Origin of the sequence: Microbacterium maritypicum MF109 (genome assembly GCF_000455825.1) — a bacterium.
GTDB lineage: Bacteria > Actinomycetota > Actinomycetes > Actinomycetales > Microbacteriaceae > Microbacterium > Microbacterium maritypicum_A.
On sequence record NZ_ATAO01000206.1, the window covers coordinates 513873 to 529351 of the forward strand.

General features: G+C 63.8%; 20 protein-coding genes and 4 tRNA genes. 7 read left to right on the forward strand and 17 right to left on the reverse strand.

The features are described from left to right. The first annotated feature begins 105 nt into the window (after positions 1 to 105). Positions 106 to 1167: a DinB/UmuC family translesion DNA polymerase gene (locus tag L687_RS36705; RefSeq protein ID WP_046398985.1), complete on the forward strand. Its 1062-nt coding sequence runs from the start codon at positions 106 to 108 to the stop codon at positions 1165 to 1167. A gap of 9 nt (positions 1168 to 1176) precedes the next feature. On the opposite strand, the gene L687_RS36710 is transcribed toward L687_RS36705, so the two are convergent. The 4 genes from L687_RS36710 to L687_RS36725 are packed head-to-tail and all read right to left on the reverse strand — an operon-like array spanning position 1177 to position 2890. Then, complete coding sequence (locus L687_RS36710) at positions 1177 to 1596, reverse strand: DUF6283 family protein (protein WP_021200836.1); 420 nt, start codon at positions 1594 to 1596, stop codon at positions 1177 to 1179. Continuing rightward, a complete protein-coding gene (locus L687_RS36715) occupies positions 1596 to 1901 on the reverse strand; it encodes a hypothetical protein (protein ID WP_021200837.1) in 306 nt (101 codons plus the stop codon). The genes L687_RS36710 and L687_RS36715 overlap by 1 nt, the downstream gene beginning before the upstream one ends. Positions 1902 to 1910: 9 nt before the next feature. After that, the gene (locus tag L687_RS36720) at positions 1911 to 2204 is read right to left on the reverse strand and encodes a hypothetical protein (protein ID WP_021200838.1); all 294 of its coding nucleotides are present in this window, start codon (positions 2202 to 2204) and stop codon (positions 1911 to 1913) included. A gap of 14 nt (positions 2205 to 2218) precedes the next feature. Further along, positions 2219 to 2890 (reverse strand): DNA adenine methylase, encoded by a 672-nt coding sequence (locus tag L687_RS36725; RefSeq protein ID WP_021200839.1) that lies wholly within the window; start codon positions 2888 to 2890, stop codon positions 2219 to 2221. 33 nt (positions 2891 to 2923) lie between these two features. On the opposite strand from L687_RS36725, the gene L687_RS42540 reads away from it, so the two are divergent. Next, entirely contained in the window at positions 2924 to 3142 is a 219-nt protein-coding gene (locus tag L687_RS42540; protein WP_152525923.1) for a hypothetical protein, read from the forward strand. A 201-nt stretch (positions 3143 to 3343) separates the two neighbouring features. Here the strand turns inward: L687_RS42540 and L687_RS36730 are convergent, their stop codons facing one another. The 6 genes from L687_RS36730 to L687_RS36750 are packed head-to-tail and all read right to left on the reverse strand — an operon-like array spanning position 3344 to position 7232. Then, complete coding sequence (locus L687_RS36730; protein ID WP_167540704.1) at positions 3344 to 3685, reverse strand: hypothetical protein; 342 nt, start codon at positions 3683 to 3685, stop codon at positions 3344 to 3346. A gap of 23 nt (positions 3686 to 3708) precedes the next feature. Continuing rightward, positions 3709 to 3990, reverse strand: a complete 282-nt coding sequence (locus tag L687_RS36735) for a hypothetical protein (protein ID WP_021200842.1) — start codon at positions 3988 to 3990, stop codon at positions 3709 to 3711. A gap of 42 nt (positions 3991 to 4032) precedes the next feature. Continuing rightward, positions 4033 to 5151 (reverse strand): alpha/beta hydrolase, encoded by a 1119-nt coding sequence (locus L687_RS0121885; RefSeq protein WP_152525925.1) that lies wholly within the window; start codon positions 5149 to 5151, stop codon positions 4033 to 4035. A gap of 17 nt (positions 5152 to 5168) precedes the next feature. Next, complete coding sequence (locus L687_RS36740; RefSeq protein WP_021200844.1) at positions 5169 to 6107, reverse strand: hypothetical protein; 939 nt, start codon at positions 6105 to 6107, stop codon at positions 5169 to 5171. 4 nt (positions 6108 to 6111) lie between these two features. Further along, positions 6112 to 6621: a hypothetical protein gene (locus L687_RS36745; RefSeq protein WP_021200845.1), complete on the reverse strand. Its 510-nt coding sequence runs from the start codon at positions 6619 to 6621 to the stop codon at positions 6112 to 6114. Positions 6622 to 6641: 20 nt separating this feature from the next. Beyond that, positions 6642 to 7232, reverse strand: coding sequence for a helix-turn-helix domain-containing protein (locus tag L687_RS36750; RefSeq protein ID WP_152525927.1), 591 nt, complete (start codon positions 7230 to 7232; stop codon positions 6642 to 6644). A gap of 3 nt (positions 7233 to 7235) precedes the next feature. Between L687_RS36750 and L687_RS36755 the strand changes: the two genes are divergently transcribed. Then, positions 7236 to 7610, forward strand: coding sequence for a hypothetical protein (locus L687_RS36755; RefSeq protein ID WP_152525928.1), 375 nt, complete (start codon positions 7236 to 7238; stop codon positions 7608 to 7610). 1109 nt (positions 7611 to 8719) lie between these two features. Here the strand turns inward: L687_RS36755 and L687_RS36760 are convergent. The 7 genes from L687_RS36760 to L687_RS42545 all read right to left on the reverse strand — a co-directional run bounded on the left by L687_RS36760 (position 8720) and on the right by L687_RS42545 (position 10895). Continuing rightward, the gene (locus tag L687_RS36760; RefSeq protein WP_021200849.1) at positions 8720 to 8980 is read right to left on the reverse strand and encodes a hypothetical protein; all 261 of its coding nucleotides are present in this window, start codon (positions 8978 to 8980) and stop codon (positions 8720 to 8722) included. Positions 8981 to 9218: 238 nt separating this feature from the next. Then, on the reverse strand, positions 9219 to 9659 hold the full coding sequence (locus L687_RS36765; protein ID WP_021200850.1) for a hypothetical protein: 441 nt from the start codon (positions 9657 to 9659) through the stop codon (positions 9219 to 9221). A gap of 5 nt (positions 9660 to 9664) precedes the next feature. Then, positions 9665 to 10210, reverse strand: coding sequence for an HNH endonuclease (locus tag L687_RS36770; RefSeq protein ID WP_021200851.1), 546 nt, complete (start codon positions 10208 to 10210; stop codon positions 9665 to 9667). Between the two features lie 74 nt (positions 10211 to 10284). Further along, a tRNA-Arg gene (locus L687_RS36775) sits at positions 10285 to 10358 on the reverse strand. A 1-nt stretch (position 10359) separates the two neighbouring features. Next, positions 10360 to 10436 (reverse strand) — tRNA-Arg (locus tag L687_RS36780). 115 nt (positions 10437 to 10551) lie between these two features. Beyond that, positions 10552 to 10627, reverse strand: a tRNA-Glu gene (locus L687_RS36785). A 194-nt stretch (positions 10628 to 10821) separates the two neighbouring features. Beyond that, a tRNA-Gln gene (locus L687_RS42545) sits at positions 10822 to 10895 on the reverse strand. A 261-nt stretch (positions 10896 to 11156) separates the two neighbouring features. Here L687_RS42545 and L687_RS36790 point away from each other — a divergent pair. The 4 genes from L687_RS36790 (at position 11157) to L687_RS36805 (ending at position 15465) form a co-directional block, all read left to right on the forward strand. After that, on the forward strand, positions 11157 to 12182 hold the full coding sequence (locus L687_RS36790; RefSeq protein WP_021200852.1) for a LacI family DNA-binding transcriptional regulator: 1026 nt from the start codon (positions 11157 to 11159) through the stop codon (positions 12180 to 12182). 107 nt (positions 12183 to 12289) lie between these two features. Next, positions 12290 to 13612: an ABC transporter substrate-binding protein gene (locus L687_RS36795; RefSeq protein WP_031207794.1), complete on the forward strand. Its 1323-nt coding sequence runs from the start codon at positions 12290 to 12292 to the stop codon at positions 13610 to 13612. 57 nt (positions 13613 to 13669) lie between these two features. Then, positions 13670 to 14599 carry a carbohydrate ABC transporter permease gene (locus tag L687_RS36800; RefSeq protein ID WP_021200854.1) on the forward strand — a complete coding sequence of 310 codons (930 nt, stop codon included), beginning with the start codon at positions 13670 to 13672 and terminating at the stop codon, positions 14597 to 14599. Continuing rightward, positions 14599 to 15465: a carbohydrate ABC transporter permease gene (locus L687_RS36805; protein ID WP_021200855.1), complete on the forward strand. Its 867-nt coding sequence runs from the start codon at positions 14599 to 14601 to the stop codon at positions 15463 to 15465. The genes L687_RS36800 and L687_RS36805 overlap by 1 nt, the downstream gene beginning before the upstream one ends. Positions 15466 to 15479 lie beyond the last annotated feature (14 nt).

The following is a 15479-nucleotide window of genomic DNA, read 5'->3' on the forward strand; positions in this document are numbered from 1 at the left end:
CATTCCACGAGTCCGTGATGACTTGTCACCGGGATGTTCACCTACTGTGCTCGGGCAGGGGCCGCCAATGACCTTCGCGCGTGACCCCCGCATCATCGACGAACAGTGCGCGAAAAGTGCACTCTTCAACAATCGGACCTACCAGTAAGAGTCCTGGAGCGGTTCGCGAGCGAGGTCGACATCTATCGCATCGATGAGGCCTTCCTCACGATCGACCGACGCACGTCAGCGGACTGCGAGGCGATGACCGACCTGGGGCGCACGGTCCGCTCGGAGGTCCGGCGCCTGATCGGCGTGACCGTGTGCGTGGGGATCGCACCGAACCGGACGTTGAGCAAGCTGGCGAACCGGTGTGCCAAGAAGCTCGATGTCTTCGGCGGGGTATGCGTCTGGCCAGCCACCCGACCGGAGTGGCGGGAGCGCTTGATGCGCAGCCTCCCTGTCTCCGAAGTCTGGGGCATCGCGTCGCGGCTCGAGCAGCGGCTGCGCACTCTCGGTATCGAGTCGATCTGGGATCTCGCGGCGGCGGATCCGACGTTCATCCGGAAGCAGTTCAACGTCACCGTGATGCGAACGGCTCTGGAGCTGCGCGGCGTCGCGTGCATCGGTCCGGAAGAGGACCGTACCGGCAAGACGGATCAGCTGATCGTCAGCAGGTCGTTCAGCGAGAAGGTGACGACGGTGAACGGCATCCGCCAGGCACTCAGCATCTACGCCCAGCAGATGGCGTCGCGCCTCACCCGACACCATCAGGTCGGCAAGACGCTCGTGGCCTTTGCCGGCGCTGCTCACTTCGCGGAGCAGAAGTACTACCCGCAGGTGACGGCCCGATTGCCCTTTCCGACAGCAGATCCCGTCGAGCTCACCCGGGCAGCTCACCAGCTGCTCCCCTACATCCAGGACGGTAGTCGGTATGCCCGAGCGGGACTTATGATGGTCGATCTCCTACCTGCCGACGTGCACCTGCCACTGGAGCCCTTCCGAGCCCCGCACGAGGACGCGGGCATCGCGGGCATCATCGACAGCGTGCAGAAGAAGGCCGGAAAGGAGGCGCTCGGGCTCGGATGGGGCGGGATGCGTCCGGGGCCGTCGTGGCAGATGAAGCGCGAGATGCTCACCAAGCGCGCGACCACCCACTGGGACGAACTCGTGACGGTGCGCGCCTAGCGCGGGTGTTCATGTCTGCACGGGGCCTTCGGCAGAACCTGCGCGAACACGGATGATCTTCGTGATCGTGGTGACCGCCTTCTCGCCGGGTTGTTCGATCTCGCGGCGCCCGTGAGTGGCGGCCTCCGCGCCGGAGGGGAACAGGGGCACGCGTGTCTCGTACGTGAGACATGCGGCGTCGATGTCACCGCTGATCACCCCGAGACGGACCGCCAGCAGATCGGCGGGGTCTCGGTGGCCAAGCCATCCCGCGCAGACGTCTCGCGTCCCTTGGTGGCAAACGAAGACGGCCGCGGGCTGGTCCGCCATGTCGAGGTCGTATCGTTCGAGCTTGGCGTACTCCTCTTCATGCCAGATGCCGCTCGCGACCGCGGTCCGGTACGGGCAGCTTGCGCACGGTGTCCGCCGGGGTTTCGAGGCCGCGCCCATCAGAACGCCTTCCGATCGAATCCTGCCGGGTCGGTGCGGAGCGGGTCCTGCCAGTCGAGGCCGGCGGAGACCGCCCGCGCGAGGCTCTCCAGTCCGAGCCCGAAGTAGCAGTATCCGTGCTCGAGGGTCGGGCACACGCCGTACGGATGCTCGGCGCTCGACGGCGAGCACTCGATGCCGTGGACATGAAGGACCAGGCGCCAGTTGAACAACGCCCGATGGACCTCTACGAGATAGGTCTCGGTGGTGCGGATCCTGAAGCCGTGCTCGGTGGCCACGATGCCGGTGTTGGCCACCGAGCTCATGCAAGGTGCTCATGCAGCGCCGTTGCCGTAGAACCTGACATCATCCTCGGCCCATTCGAGATTCCTCCGCCGGAGCGAGAACTGGTTCCAGGCGAACGCCAGGAGGGTCAACGCGATCGTTGGAGGGAGGGGAATGATCAGCGGGGCCGTCGGAAAGAGAAGCGCGAGCACGGGTATGGCGGCGACGCTGACCACCAGTGCGGCTCCTGCCGCGACGAGCCACCGAGTCGCGGTGACGAGATCGCGGCACGCGCGTTCCCGGCGGCGGGCCTTGTCCGAGTTCGAGTCTTCAGCCGTCGACATGGGTCCTCCTCAGCTCACGGTATCGGCAGGCGGGTGTCCTCCTTCCCATACCCGGCGCTCGCTCGGGTTGCGGGAAGGCCTTCGATCGTTCCCCTCGGCACGTCCGGCAGATTGAAAGTGTCCGCGTTGAGGTTGTCGCTGAGGACCGCGAGTTCTGTAGCCTGCCGTGCGCGGTTCGCGGTGTTCCGGATGCCGAACGGGATGACACGCCGCTCCGGGTAGAGGAGGTCTGTGACGTCGGGATGGTTGTCGTAGGTGAGCAGCCATCGTGAGGCCGTGCGGTTGAGAGCGTTGGCGAGTCGCTGGTGGGCAGCGCGGTCCATGCCGTGTGCGTAGAGCCGGTTGCCCTCGCGAATGTAGGGCGGGTCGACGAAGAAGACGACCTCGTCACCTATCCCCGCCTCGTCGACGTCCTCGACGAATCGGATGCCGTCCGCGTGGTGGGACCGCAGGCGTGAACGCAGCGCGTGGACTCGACGAATGCGATCCGCGAGAGCGCGCCCGTTGAACCGTGACGCGATCGTCCATCGGCCACTCTGATCACGGCCGCCGATGGGCCCTGATCGAGGTGCGATGATGCCGGATCGGGAGCAGCGGTTGACGATGAACGCAGCGAATGCGAGCTCGTAGGTGTCGACGTCGCTGTCCGCTTCGAGGAGCGTCCGAGAGTCTTCCCAGAGGCGCATCGTCGGGGCAGTCCGCTCGACCTGGGTCGCGAGATGCTCACCGTCGGCCAGTACAGTCGCCCAGAACGCGGCGATCGCCGGATTCGCGTCGACGAGCCACGCTTCGTCGACGGCACCGCGTTCTACCAGGTTGAGTGCGGCGCGGCGCCGCCAGCGAAGGGCTCTATCCAGATCTCGATGGGCATCTCGCTCATCTGCCCGGTGAACATGTCGCCGAGCATCGGCGCGATGGACGCCTTTCCTCCGGGATAGCGCAGCGGGCTCAGGTACCGTTCCGCGCGGCTCTGTTGCATGGCCTTCACATACCCCGCGCAACGCGAAGATGATGCAGGAGGCCGCTCACGGCCGCCTGCCGGGCGTACCTCACTTGATCAACCAGATCCTGGCCGGGAACCCACATTCGAGTTCCGTGAGCCAGTGGAATACGCGTCTCTCCGCCCCGTAGCGCCCGTTTCAACGAGCGTTCGGGCGTTTCGTGTGCTGCGACATCCGATCAGGCCTGTCATGGTCCTTGTCGGCGTTCGCTCGTCTCGCTCGCGGGAACCGCCGTCTGAGGGCGCGAATCGCTCGCACAGCGAGGAAGATGATGGCCAACGGCCATCCCCACACCACGAGACAGGCCAGCAACCCGACCAGAGCCGTCAGGGAAGCTGCGAGCAGGATCATCCAGGAGCAGAGTCCTGGACCGGTGTCGGAGGTGACGCCATCCAGCCAGATCACTGTCGGTGCTGCGGCCATGACAGTCGCGGGCGCCAAAGCCGTGAAAATCGCGATCCCCGTGAGGACAGTCATCATCCGAGGAGTCAGGACTGGGAGCTTCATGCTGCCTGCTCCCGATGAGCGTGAAGACGGATCATCAGGATGGTCGCTTCCATGAACGAATCCGTGACCGGGGCGAGCCGGCGGGATTCCGCCCACGGCGACGGAAGCCCGATCTGCCATCGCTCGAGCTCTCCGGCCCACAGGTCCGCACTACCGCCGGATTCGATGAACGCCGAAAGGATGCGGTTGTGAACCGGGCACTCCGGGTGCGGATACGCGACCAGGTCACCTGGCTCACCGAGGTCGCTGCCGGTCAAGCACATGCCGTTGCAGTTCATGCAGGTCACATACCCGGCGCTCCGTAACCAGCTCGCAGTGGGCTACGCGACGGTAGCTAGCCAGCTCGCGACCGCAGCGTCGAAGCCGTCGGGATCGACGTTGTACTCCCAGGAATGGTCCGCGTCAGGCGCCGTGTAGAGCGTTACCTTGTCGCCACCAGCCTCAACGAACTGCTTCGTGATAGTGAATGGCACGGTCCGGTCCCCCGGCGAGTGGATGACCAAGGTCGGAATCGAGAGGCGTCCAGGGACCGTCCAGTCCAGGTCTTGGAAGTTGGCTGGAGATGTGAGGCCAGCGAGTTGGCTGAGGTACCGGTTGGAAAGCATCAGATGTCCTAGGAGCCCCGCAGTGACGGGGAGTCGTCGGCGCGCTGCACCGTGTGCGATGATGCCTCGCCAATCCGATGCCGGGGATATGAGCACGAGTCCGGCGACGGAGTTGCGGTGCTCGCTGCGCTCGGCGACCAGGAGCGCTATGGACGCGCCCATGGACCAGCCGAAAAGGAAGACTCGCCTGGCGCCGCGGGCGACAGCGTACTTGACGGCGGCGTCTACGTCAGCCCATTCCGACGTTCCAAGTGATGCAGCGCGTCCCCGGGCTGCCTGGGTGTCCGCGTCTCCTCTGTACGAAACGACCAGGCTTGTGTGGCCTGCGGCTGCTGCCGCCGGGACGCTTCGGACCGCGTTGTGCCGATCCGCCCGAATCCCGTGGATGTGGATTGACCACGTGTCGACGCCGTCTGGCCCGAACTGCCACGCAGGACACGGTCCAAGCGGTCCCTGGATTGTGATCTCGGAGTGCTCTCCCATTTCGTCTGGGCTGAAGTGCGTCTCCCCTTCCCACCGAACCGTCCGAACACCCGCGAGGCTTCCTCGCTGCCGGATGATGGTGCGCGTGATGCGACGCCCGTCTGAATCGACGATGTCACCGACTTGAGCGGCACCGTTCGGAAAGTGCACAACGAAAGTTCCCGGATGCGCACTCTCGGGAGTGCGCTTGAAAGTGATCGTGGTGTCGTCGTATGCCAGGACGCCCTCGTCGCGTCGGATCTTCCACGAGGCGGCCTTGCGTGCCAATACAACGCCCAGCACCAGGACCAACCCTGCTGCCACGATCAGGGAGGTGACTGCCGTCAGCCAAACGAGGAGTCCTGAACCCATGTGCTTCCCTTTCGCAATCACCCGGCTGCCTCGATCATCTGTGGGAGGTCGGCTTCGACCCAGGCTTCTGAATCGGCTACCAACGTGGCCTCAATAGGACTCAGGGTGAGGTTGCCGAGAATCCGGTGATCATTGATGCGGATCAGCAAGGAGTAGACCGTGTACGTGTCCGCCGGGTGTCCGACCTCGTCATCGAGCGATGGCAGCCCATTCTGAGTGATGATCTTGCGGAGATTGTCCGCCCGCCGTCGAATCCGGCACGCCCGCGAGATCCGTCTGATCGAGAAGTAGACCATCCCACTGACGATCAGAATCACCCCTGGGTAGAACAGGACGTCGAAGCCCCAGTACGCAATGTGGACCAGCGCCGGATTCCCGATCCGAAGGTGGTCGACCGTCATCGTGATGGCCTCAACGATGCAGCCTCCGATGATCGCAACTCCGCCAGTACGGAACAGACGGTGCCCCGGAGCAGTGTGCCCGCGCGAGGCTCTGACGATGCCTCCGACGATCCAGCACAGTCCGGCCATGTAGGTCAGCGCACTGACATAGATGGTGAGGTCATATGCGTGGACCCGCGAGAAGTGCTCGACTGTCGGCCCTCTGTTCCGACTTAGGAAGAAGGGGAGCGTGAACAGCGCACACCCGAGGACCGGAACAGGGATGGTTCGAAGCGGATGGGCGCCAATCCCGTCGATGGCTTTCGCTGCTTCCGCGAAGGCCCAGAATGCGAAGGTCGCCAGCACACACTGCACGAGCCACACGATATTAGTGCCGCCGAGCCAGGAGTCCAGGACTTCGATCGGTATGACTGGTCCAAGCGTCATGATGGCGAGGCAGGCCAACAACACGGCCAGCCAGGTCATCCACGACTCTCGATTGCGAACTGCAGCCGGAATGCGTGCGATCAGGACGGCGATGAGGACGACGAAGACACCTAGGTAGAGGTACCTCATGTGATCAGCCGAAGATCCGCTCATCGTTGAAGTACTCGGGGCGCAAGAGAGACCGGGTGATGATCTCCCCCATCGCCTCCGCCTCACCTTCATGGAGCGCGTCACCCGCGAGTGGCGAGAGGGAGTTCGGCGTCATGAGCACTCGCCCTCGGACTTGGCCAGCTCCTGCAAGCCGACGAATACCGTCATCCATGGACAGCCCTTCGCACCCCGGGTGCCCCCAAAGCATGTGTCCGAACTCATGATGGAGGCCTCGCACCTGGTAGTAGACGCGATCAGTGGCCCTCAGAACCACCTTGGAGAGCTCTTCGTACTCGATCCACAGGGCAGTCGTGTGCACGAGCGCGGGGTCATCCAGCTTCTCGATCCTGATCGGCTTGCCGGTGATCTCTGCAATCCTCGTCGTCAACTCGTGCGGGGTCCTGACGCGCGCCAGGTCATATTCCGAGAAGAGCTCAAGTGCTCGAGCCCTCATGCTGGCTGCATCTTCCCACGGAGTCGACTTCATGCTCATGCTCCTCAACCCGAGCTGGATTACCGCGTCCTGATCACTTGGGTGAGCGCGCGCAGCTCTGCCGCTGAGAGCGCTGACAGCGAGCGCGCAGCGATCCGCTGGACTCCAGATGCTGCCGCAACGCGCGAGAACTCGACGAGCGCCTCAACACGATCGGCATCCTGGTCATCCCCGAACTCCGTCAGGTAGGAGAGGGGAACGTTGAACTCGTCGGCGATCTCCTCGAGGTCCGAGAGCGCGAACAGGACCTCGTGGTCGCTGACTTGTCCGACCATGGACGGTTCAGAAGCATCCAGAAATGTGAGGCGACGAGCGAACTCGGCAGTGGGCACGAGCACTGTTTCCGTGTCTGCATCTGCGACGACTGGTGCGCTGCGAGGATCTTCGACCTCACCGATCAAGTAGCCGACTGACGTCGACAGGGCGGCAGCGATGATGCCAAGGTCAGCGATGCGCCAGCGCCGCACGCCGGTCATCTTTAGGCTCAGCGTTGACCGGTTCAGCCCGGTCCTTCTGGACAAGTCTGCAGTACTTCGGATGCCGGCATTGAGCATCTGCAACTCAATCCGACGGGAAATCTCTTCCCAGGGTAGGTCTGTGGTTCGGGTCACACGATGACCCTAGCAACAAATGGTTGCAAAATGAAGCACTCTGTTGCAGGCTCGTTCGCAGGCTTCGAGATCTCGGCGGACAGCTCCGCCCCGACCTCGGGATTGGAGGGGCGAATGGATGATGCGACGGAGGGGGAAGCGCTCGTGATCACGATACAGACGCGCAGGCTCTCAAGTCAGATGGCGGACGCGAGCCGAAGATTCAGACTCGCAACTCGGATTCGACTTGAGTTGGAGGCCTCGAGCCAGCGCGTGCCGCACAACGTGGAGGTCATCCGTGCAGCCGCACAGCAAGGCGTGCTGCTCACTGTTGCGGATGTAGAGGGTGTGATCGTCTTCGCTGCCCGCCATCGTCGCCCGCGCGCGATGACTGCTTGACCGTGGTGGCTAGAGTCGAGCCAGCCAATCCAGGATGGCGTCGGAGAATCCGTCAGGATCCACGTTGTACTCGCGGGTGTGAGCAGCGGGGGTCGTTTCGTGAAGGACAACCCTGCTCGGGCAACGGTCAGCGAATCTCCTAGAGCTGCTGAGCGGAGCTGTGCGATCGCCGCGCGAGTGTATGACGAGTGTCGGGATGTCCACCGTCCTGCGACCCGACCAGTCGAGTCCCGCGAAATCAATCGGTTCCGCCACCCCAGCCAGCCTGCAAAGAGGTCGTGTGCCGAGGCACTTCATGATCAGTGCGACAGCAAGTGCCGGCGCTGGCAACTTCATTCTCCGTGACGCGGTCTGGGCGAGAGCATGCCAATCGGTCGCTGGGGAAATCAGGATCTGCCCACGCAGGAGGTCTTTGTGTGAGCTGTGGTCGCCGAGCAAAAGGGCAATCGTTGCACCCAGGCACCAGCCGACGAGCAAGATCCGTTGCGCGCCGTTCCGCCTGCTGTATGCGAGGGCCGCCTCGACGTCATTCCACTCGTCAAGGCCAAGACGTGTCGCCCTCCCCATTTGCCGCGGGCCTTCCCCGTCCCCTCGATATGAGACGACTAGATGAGCCGTATCGGCGTGGCCAGACATCGCAGCAACAGACCGGAGGGCATTCATCCGATCGGCGTTCAACCCATGGATGTGTATCGCCCACGTTGTCGCTTCCGGGTCCCCAAAAAGCCACGCCGGAGCTTCTCCTGATGGCGTGTCGACGACGATTTCGCGGTATGCGCCAACCTCATCCGGTGAAGCGTGAATATGTCCGTCCAGGACGCCGCGCCCACTCTGGAGTGATCCCGTTATGGTTTCGAGTCGCCTGACGACCGTCTTCCCATCATCGCTGAGAACGTCCCCGACGCGCGCATGGCCGGACTTCGTCCAAAGCCCGAAAGTTCCGGGGTGGCGCGTCAACGGTGTTGAACGGAACGCGGCGAGGTCGCCCACAATTCGGACATATCGCCGCTTCTCGACACGTCGCCAACCTACGAGCAATCGGCAAAGCCCGCGCAACAACACCGCCAAGTTCGCTCCGACCAATAGAGCAATGGTGACTCCCCACCACATCAATCCCGCCGGTACCCGTCCGGTACCGCGGCCCGCACAGCGTCGATACTCTCTCCCTCGACCTCGGCGAGATCGCCCCAGTGGGCCAGCTTGGCAGCCGTCGACAGGCTGGGCACCTGCTTCGTCTTGGTGATCGGACTGTCGGTGACAACCCATCCGTCCGGAACCTGCGCCGCCAACCTCTCCCTCAGTTCCTCCGTGTCATCCCCAGTGAGGGTGAGTTCCTGGACCCTGGTGGACTGAATAACGCCGACGAGCATGGCTTAAGCCTAGGCCTGCGTCGTCACGTCACGTCGATGCCACACAGCCGGCAGCGACGCATCGTTCCGGGACTGTTCCAGTCGCATCGATCGTGGTTGCAGGTCGCCTGCATGAGATGGCAGACGCTGCACGTCACCAGCACAATCGATCCCTCAGGGAACACGAGCTCCCGCGGGTACCCGGTGAAGCTGCCGTGCGACCGGTGAAGATCGGGCGTGGGCGTTGGGTCGGACAGGATCATCCACCGTCACGGTCGCTCTCGCCGATGTAGTCGCGGATGCCTTCTGCCAACCACTCGCAGGTCTCGTAGGGCTTGTCCTGGTGCTCATCGTTGTCGTACAGCTCCACGAGCCGTCGCAGCTCGTCCGCGGCCGTGATCGGGTCACCGTCGAAGACGCATCCGTCGTTCACGTATATGCGGGTTCGCTCCTGGGCGCCCTCTGCCGTGTCGATCTGCACGACCGTGTAGCTGAAGCCCGATGACGTCGTGTGCTGGTAAGCGTGGAGGTCCTCGAAGGGCCCTGCACGACGCTCGCGGTCAGTCTCAATCGACTGTGCGAGGAGTTCGCGGATCTGATCTCGCGTGAGGCTCTCGCCCTGCACGCCGACCATCACTTCATCCGCGAACTCTTCTGCTGAGCGGATGTCGTCATGCGGCGCCGGGGTCGTGCTGGTCATGGCAGTCACATACCCGGTCCCGCCGGTGTGGGCGGGACCGGGTATGCCAGTCCGATGGCAGCGAGGTCGGCGCCGGTCTGAGCGATCGCCAAGATCAGGGTGTCGCGGCGAGTGACCTCACGAGGCGCGAAGCGGAGCACCATGCATGCCTCGTCGGGCGTGCGGTCGGCCTTGACGTTGTTGCACCGGCTGCACGCCGCGACCGTGTTCAGCCACTCGTCCTGCCCTCCACGCGAGCGCGGCATGACGTGGTCTACCGTCGTCGCGTGACGGCCGCAATAGGCGCACTCGTGGTCGTCACGGCGCAGCAGGCCGGCACGCGACCAGGGGACGGTGCCGTACCGGTAGGGCACGCGCACCATCTCGCGGAACTGCACGACGCGAGGCATCGGGAACTCGGCCTCGGCGGATCGGACGATCCTGCCGGGGACCGCGTCGACGATCGTGGCGCGCTCACGTATCAGGAAGATCAGCGCGCGGTGCAGCGGCACGATTCCGAGCGGTTCCATGGATGCGTTCAGCACGACGACGCCGTTGGCGATCCTCACCATGGCGCTTTCCTCTCTGCTGAACGGTCCTGGAGCTGGCTCTTTCCGGTCCTCGGAGTCCACAGCGGAACACGAAGTGCGCTCGACCGGATTCGAACCGGTGACCGTCCGCTCCGGAGGCGGAAGCTCTGTCCATCTGAGCTACAAGCGCGTGGTGCCCTCAGGAGGAGTCGAACCCCCGACCTCCGGTGCCGTAGACCGGTGCTCTGTCCTGCTGAGCTATGAGGGCCAGGTGGCGGCCGCGGGCACTTCGCCCCGTCGCCCCTCCTCCTGCAGGTGCAGGCTGAGCTACCCGACCGCTGCGATGAACGCTTCGTCTCGCACGCCGGTTGTCTCGGCGCTTGCGACCCCTGCCGGATTCGAACCGGCGTCCTCCTGACTGAGAATCAGGCGTCCTCGACCGTCCTAGACCAAGGGGCCATCAACTCCCCAAGAAGCTCCTTGGGGAGTGCGCTCCCGCCGTTGACGGCAACGGGAGCTTGCGCGGACGGATCCGCACCGGAGCAGCCTCTGTCTGCTCACTCCGCCTGTCGCGGGCTCAGCCCGCGTACTGACGGTGGGTCGTCACCCTGTTGCCGGTGCTTACCTGGCCGCCGGCAGCCTTTCGGTGTGCGCTCCCCGAGCAGGAATCGAACCTGCGAAGGCCGGACCCAGAATCCGGCTGGCCGTGCCAGCAGACCATCGGGCATCAGCCGCGTGTGCGGCATCATATGCAACCAGATCGTGCGCAGGTCGTCCTGTGTTGCCAGAGTCGTGTCGGTCATGGTTCTCACATACCCGATCCTGCGCGATGGCGAGGACTCCGCACGGCAGACCGCGGCCGCGCCACCTCTGTAACGGTTCGATAACGGCACTTTGCGTCAACGCGTTTGACGCTCCTAGCTTCAGGTCAAACGATTGATGTGTCTTTGCAGTCGAACATCAAACGATTGATGCCATTGGAGTCACCATGATCACGCTGAAGGATCTCGCCGCAGCTGTCGGCGTGAGCGCGTCCGCAGTGTCTCTGGTGCTCAATGATCGCCACCAGGGGCGGGTGAATTCGGAGACAGCGAACCGGATCCGCACTGCGGCAGCTGAGATGGGGTACATCCCGAACGTGCTCGCGCGGGGGCTCCGCACAAAGCGCACGCACACGATCGGCCTGCTCTCTGATGGCGTGGCGAGCGTTCCCTTCGCCGGGCGCATGCTCGAAGGAGTGCAGAGCCGCGCCTGGGACTCGGGATATCTGGCGATGATCATCGAGACGATATCCCGTCCCGAGCTCGTTACCCAATCCTCACGATCGCTCCTCCAGCGAGACATCGACGGGATGATCCTCGCTGCCGACTACCACCGAGTTGTCGAGCTACCACCCATCCCTCCCACTCTGCCCGTTGTCATTCTCAACGGGAGCCCTGCGCGAGGCGTTATGGCAGACAGCGCAGTGCCGGACGAGGAGGGCGGCGCCCGCTCTGCCGTCAGACGACTCGTCGCAGCCGGGCACCGTCGCATCGCCTTCTGCAACGTGGGCGGGGATCGATTCGTCGCCTCCCAGCTGAGACAGCGTGGATTTCTAGAAGCGCACGCCGAGAACGGGATCGCCGCGGACCCCACCCTCATCGTCGAGCTACCCGACCCGAGCACTACCCATGCTCTCGGCCCCCTCAGGGAATTGCTCTCGACCACTGCGAGGCCTACCGCCTTGTTCTGCTTCTCAGACCAGATCGCGTTCGCCGCCTATCAGATCTGCGCCGAACTCGGACTTCACGTTCCTGAGGATCTTTCGATCATCGGGTTCGACGACCAGGAGTTCATCGCCGACGCCCTTCAACCGGGGCTCACCACGGTTCAACTGCCGCACCGGGCCATGGGCGTTTGGGCTGCGGAGCGGGTCATAGACCGCATACATGGGGATGCGGACGGACCACCGAAATCGGTGCGCATCGCATGCCCCCTCATCGAAAGGGACTCTGTAGGCCCGCCGGCGGGCTGATCCCACCTCTCATTCTCCCGGTGACGCAGATGCGCCACCGGTACCCCGGCACGCCATGGCGCGCCACCCCTCTCACCGAAAGACCGATCCACCACACGGAGGAAACAATGGCAACCATCACGCGCAGGTCACTGCGTTTGGCAGTCGGCATCGCGGCCGCCGCCGTTGCAGTGACGTCCCTCACTGCTTGCGGGTCGTCGGGCGACGACGCCGGCAGCGACACCTTCACCATCCTGCAGTACGAAAACCCCGAATCCGCACAGGGTCAGGGCTGGCAACTCGCTCTCGAGCTGTTTCAGAAGAAGCATCCCGACGTGAAAGTCGACTTCCAGACCACAAGCTTCGATGCCATGCGGCAGAACGCGAAGATCACACTCACCGGGGACAACGTCCCTGACGTGATCGAGTTCAACAAGGGCAACGCCGACGGTGGCCAGCTTGCGGGACAGGGTCTGCTCACCCCGCTGAACGATCAGGTGAAGAAGTACGGCTGGGACAAGAAGGTCACCGGTGCCATGCAGGCTTTCGCTCAGTACAACGAACAGGGTCTCGCGGGCTCCGGCGACTGGTACGGCGTCCCGAACATCGGCGAGTACGTGATGTACTACTACAACAAGGATCTCTGGGCGAAGGCAGGCATCACCGAGGAGCCCACCACCCTCGAAGAGTTCGAGGGCATCATGGACAAGCTCCTCGCCGCGGGCATCACGCCGATCTCCTCGTCGGCGTCGACGAGTCAGGGCTTCAACCAGATGTGGATCTGGTACTCCCTGGTCGCAGCTGAAGCGGACCGCACGTCGATCGATGACTTCATGTTCCTGCGCGAGCCGGTGGACTTCTCGAAGGCGCCGTGGAAGGACGCAGCTGACCGGTTCCAATCGTGGATCGACAAGGGCTACGTCGGAGACGAGCTCGGCGGGCTGAACTTCGAGCAGGCGACGGTGAACTTCCTCAGCGGAGACAAGGCGATGCTGATCTGGAACCAGGGCGAGTTCGCCCGAATCCGCGAGCAGGCGACGTTCGAGTGGGACTACTTCACCCTCCCCGGCGCGAACATGCAGATGGGCTCGAGCGGTCACCTGTGGGGCGTGCCCGCGAACGCGAAGAACAAGGAGCTCGCCTACGACTGGATCGACATCACGCTGAGCGAGGAGGTCCAGAACAAGATCGGCCAGCTGGGCGGGCTCCCCCTCGCGGGCGACGCGTCGACGATCGACGACGACCTGACCCGCGAGTACACCGAGCGGTTCAACGAACTCCTCGACGCGGACTCGCTCGCCTTCTACCCGGACTACCCTGTTCCCGGCTTCCTCGACTTCATCCAGTCGAACATGCAGGCGATGTCCAACAAGAACGAGACCGCCGACGAGTACACGGACAAGCTCCAGAAGTTCTACGACGACGGCCGCGAGACGGCTCTGGCCGGCTGACCGACAATGGGGGCCGCCCTTGCCGGCGGCCCCCATTGTCTCGCGAAGGAGACCCCCATGTCATTGACCACCACCGTGGCGCGACGGCGTCCGCTGGAGCGGCACGCCGCCTACTGGCTCTATCTGCTCCCTCTGGCCGCCGGCTTCCTCATCGTCGTCGGCGCCCCGTTCGTCATGAACGTGTACACGAGCTTGTTCCACTGGAAAGGCGGCCTGGCGCCGATGCGCTGGGCCGGTCTCGAAAACTACATCCACCTGTTCCAGGACGACACATTCTGGCGTTCATTCCAGAACACGCTGGCGATGATCGTGGCGATCACGATCATCCCCACGATTATCGGCATCTTGCTGGCCGCGCTCCTGTTCGACTACCTCGGCCGTCGGTTCGGCGACAAGGCCATCGCCGTCCTGCGCGCGACGTACTACGTGCCGCAGATCCTGCCGATCGCAGTCGCAGGTTTCATCTGGGCGTGGATCCTCGACACTCAGAATGGGTCGATCAACCTTGCGCTCAAAGGCCTGGGAATCACCAATCCCCCGGATTGGCTGGGTAACCCGGACATCGCGATCTACGCCGTCATGCTGATGCTCATCTGGCTGCAGATCGGCTACCCCGTCGTGATCTTCATGTCCGCATTGCAGCGCGTCGACCCGGAGCTCTACGAAGCCGCAGAGCTCGACGGTGCAGGATGGTGGCGCCGCTTCCAGGCGATCACCATCCCTCAGATCCGTCCCGAGATCTTCGTCGTCGTGCTCACCGCCACCATCGCCGCTTTGAAGGTGTTCGCCCCGATCCTCATCCTCACCGGCGGCGGCCCCGAGGAGTCCACCACCGTGCCGTCGTACTACGCGTATCGCAATTTCTTCGAACTGTCGCGAGTGGGCTATGGCTCGACGATCGCCACTGTGATGTCGATCGTCATCTTCGCCGTCGCCACCGTAATGCTCGTCTGGCAGCACCGCGAGACCCGCAAGGAGCACCGCTGATGGCCACCATGTCTCTCATCAATCCCACCGCCTTCGATCGGCCGCGCCGCACCCGTATGAACTGGGTAATGCTCACCGTCGCGATTCTGGTTGCCGTCGTCATGGCCTCGCCATTCCTGCTGCTCGTGCTCAACGCGTTCAAGACAGGTGCCGACTACTCCGCGCACGGTCCGCTGGCCTGGCCGACGACCTTCACCTTCGACGCCTTCATCAACTACTTGAACAGGGTGAACTTCCCGCTGGCACTGTGGAATTCCATTCTCAGTTCGACAGTGATCGCGTTCGCCGGCACGGGGCTGGCGCTCCTGGCGTCCTACGCGATCGGCATCGGGCGGATCCGAGCACACACAGCCGTCACTGCGATCCTGCTCATCGCCACGATGGTGCCACACGAGGCGCTGATCTACCCGCTCTTCTACGGCGCTCAGGCGACCAAGACGCTGAACACGATCTGGTCGATCGTGATCGTCTTCACCATCCTCTGGGCCGCCTACGGGACCTACATCCTCTCCAGCGTCATGTCGACCTTCCCCCGGGAGATCCTCGAAGCCGCCGCCATCGACGGAGCGTCGCGGTGGCGCATCCTGTGGAGTGTCGTCTTCCCCATCGTGCGGCCGACGCTGACCGTTCTGGTCGTCTTCACCTTCATCTGGTCGTGGAACGAGTTCTACATCCCGCTCATCCTGCTCGCGGACCCCGCATCGCAGACGGTGCCAATCGCACTGTCCACCCTCCGTGGACAGCATTCGATCGACATCACGGTCGTCAACGCCGGGTCGCTGCTGTCCCTGATCCCCACGCTCATCTTCTTCCTCATCTTCCAGCGCACCATCAGCCGCGGCGTGACCGCGGGCGCAGTGAAGTAGCCCTACGAAAGGAC

Excerpts from the sequence above, each read along its gene's own strand:
- L687_RS36720 (WP_021200838.1), bottom strand. The coding sequence starts at position 2,204 with ATGTCGACGGCTGAAGACTCGAACTCGGACAAGGCCCGCCGCCGGGAA.
- L687_RS36740 (WP_021200844.1), bottom strand. The coding sequence starts at position 6,107 with ATGAGGTACCTCTACCTAGGTGTCTTCGTCGTCCTCATCGCCGTCCTG.
- L687_RS36755 (WP_152525928.1), top strand. The coding sequence starts at position 7,236 with ATGACCCTAGCAACAAATGGTTGCAAAATGAAGCACTCTGTTGCAGGC.
- L687_RS0121885 (WP_152525925.1), bottom strand. The coding sequence starts at position 5,151 with ATGGGTTCAGGACTCCTCGTTTGGCTGACGGCAGTCACCTCCCTGATC.
- L687_RS36715 (WP_021200837.1), bottom strand. The coding sequence starts at position 1,901 with ATGAGCTCGGTGGCCAACACCGGCATCGTGGCCACCGAGCACGGCTTC.
- L687_RS36765 (WP_021200850.1), bottom strand. The coding sequence starts at position 9,659 with ATGACCAGCACGACCCCGGCGCCGCATGACGACATCCGCTCAGCAGAA.
- L687_RS42540 (WP_152525923.1), top strand. The coding sequence starts at position 2,924 with ATGCTCACCGTCGGCCAGTACAGTCGCCCAGAACGCGGCGATCGCCGG.
- L687_RS36770 (WP_021200851.1), bottom strand. The coding sequence starts at position 10,210 with ATGGTGAGGATCGCCAACGGCGTCGTCGTGCTGAACGCATCCATGGAA.
- L687_RS36760 (WP_021200849.1), bottom strand. The coding sequence starts at position 8,980 with ATGCTCGTCGGCGTTATTCAGTCCACCAGGGTCCAGGAACTCACCCTC.
- L687_RS36800 (WP_021200854.1), top strand. The coding sequence starts at position 13,670 with ATGTCATTGACCACCACCGTGGCGCGACGGCGTCCGCTGGAGCGGCAC.
- L687_RS36795 (WP_031207794.1), top strand. The coding sequence starts at position 12,290 with ATGGCAACCATCACGCGCAGGTCACTGCGTTTGGCAGTCGGCATCGCG.
- L687_RS36730 (WP_167540704.1), bottom strand. The coding sequence starts at position 3,685 with ATGATGACTGTCCTCACGGGGATCGCGATTTTCACGGCTTTGGCGCCC.
- L687_RS36710 (WP_021200836.1), bottom strand. The coding sequence starts at position 1,596 with ATGGGCGCGGCCTCGAAACCCCGGCGGACACCGTGCGCAAGCTGCCCG.
- L687_RS36790 (WP_021200852.1), top strand. The coding sequence starts at position 11,157 with ATGATCACGCTGAAGGATCTCGCCGCAGCTGTCGGCGTGAGCGCGTCC.
- L687_RS36735 (WP_021200842.1), bottom strand. The coding sequence starts at position 3,990 with ATGAACTGCAACGGCATGTGCTTGACCGGCAGCGACCTCGGTGAGCCA.
- L687_RS36805 (WP_021200855.1), top strand. The coding sequence starts at position 14,599 with ATGGCCACCATGTCTCTCATCAATCCCACCGCCTTCGATCGGCCGCGC.
- L687_RS36745 (WP_021200845.1), bottom strand. The coding sequence starts at position 6,621 with ATGAGCATGAAGTCGACTCCGTGGGAAGATGCAGCCAGCATGAGGGCT.
- L687_RS36725 (WP_021200839.1), bottom strand. The coding sequence starts at position 2,890 with ATGCGCCTCTGGGAAGACTCTCGGACGCTCCTCGAAGCGGACAGCGAC.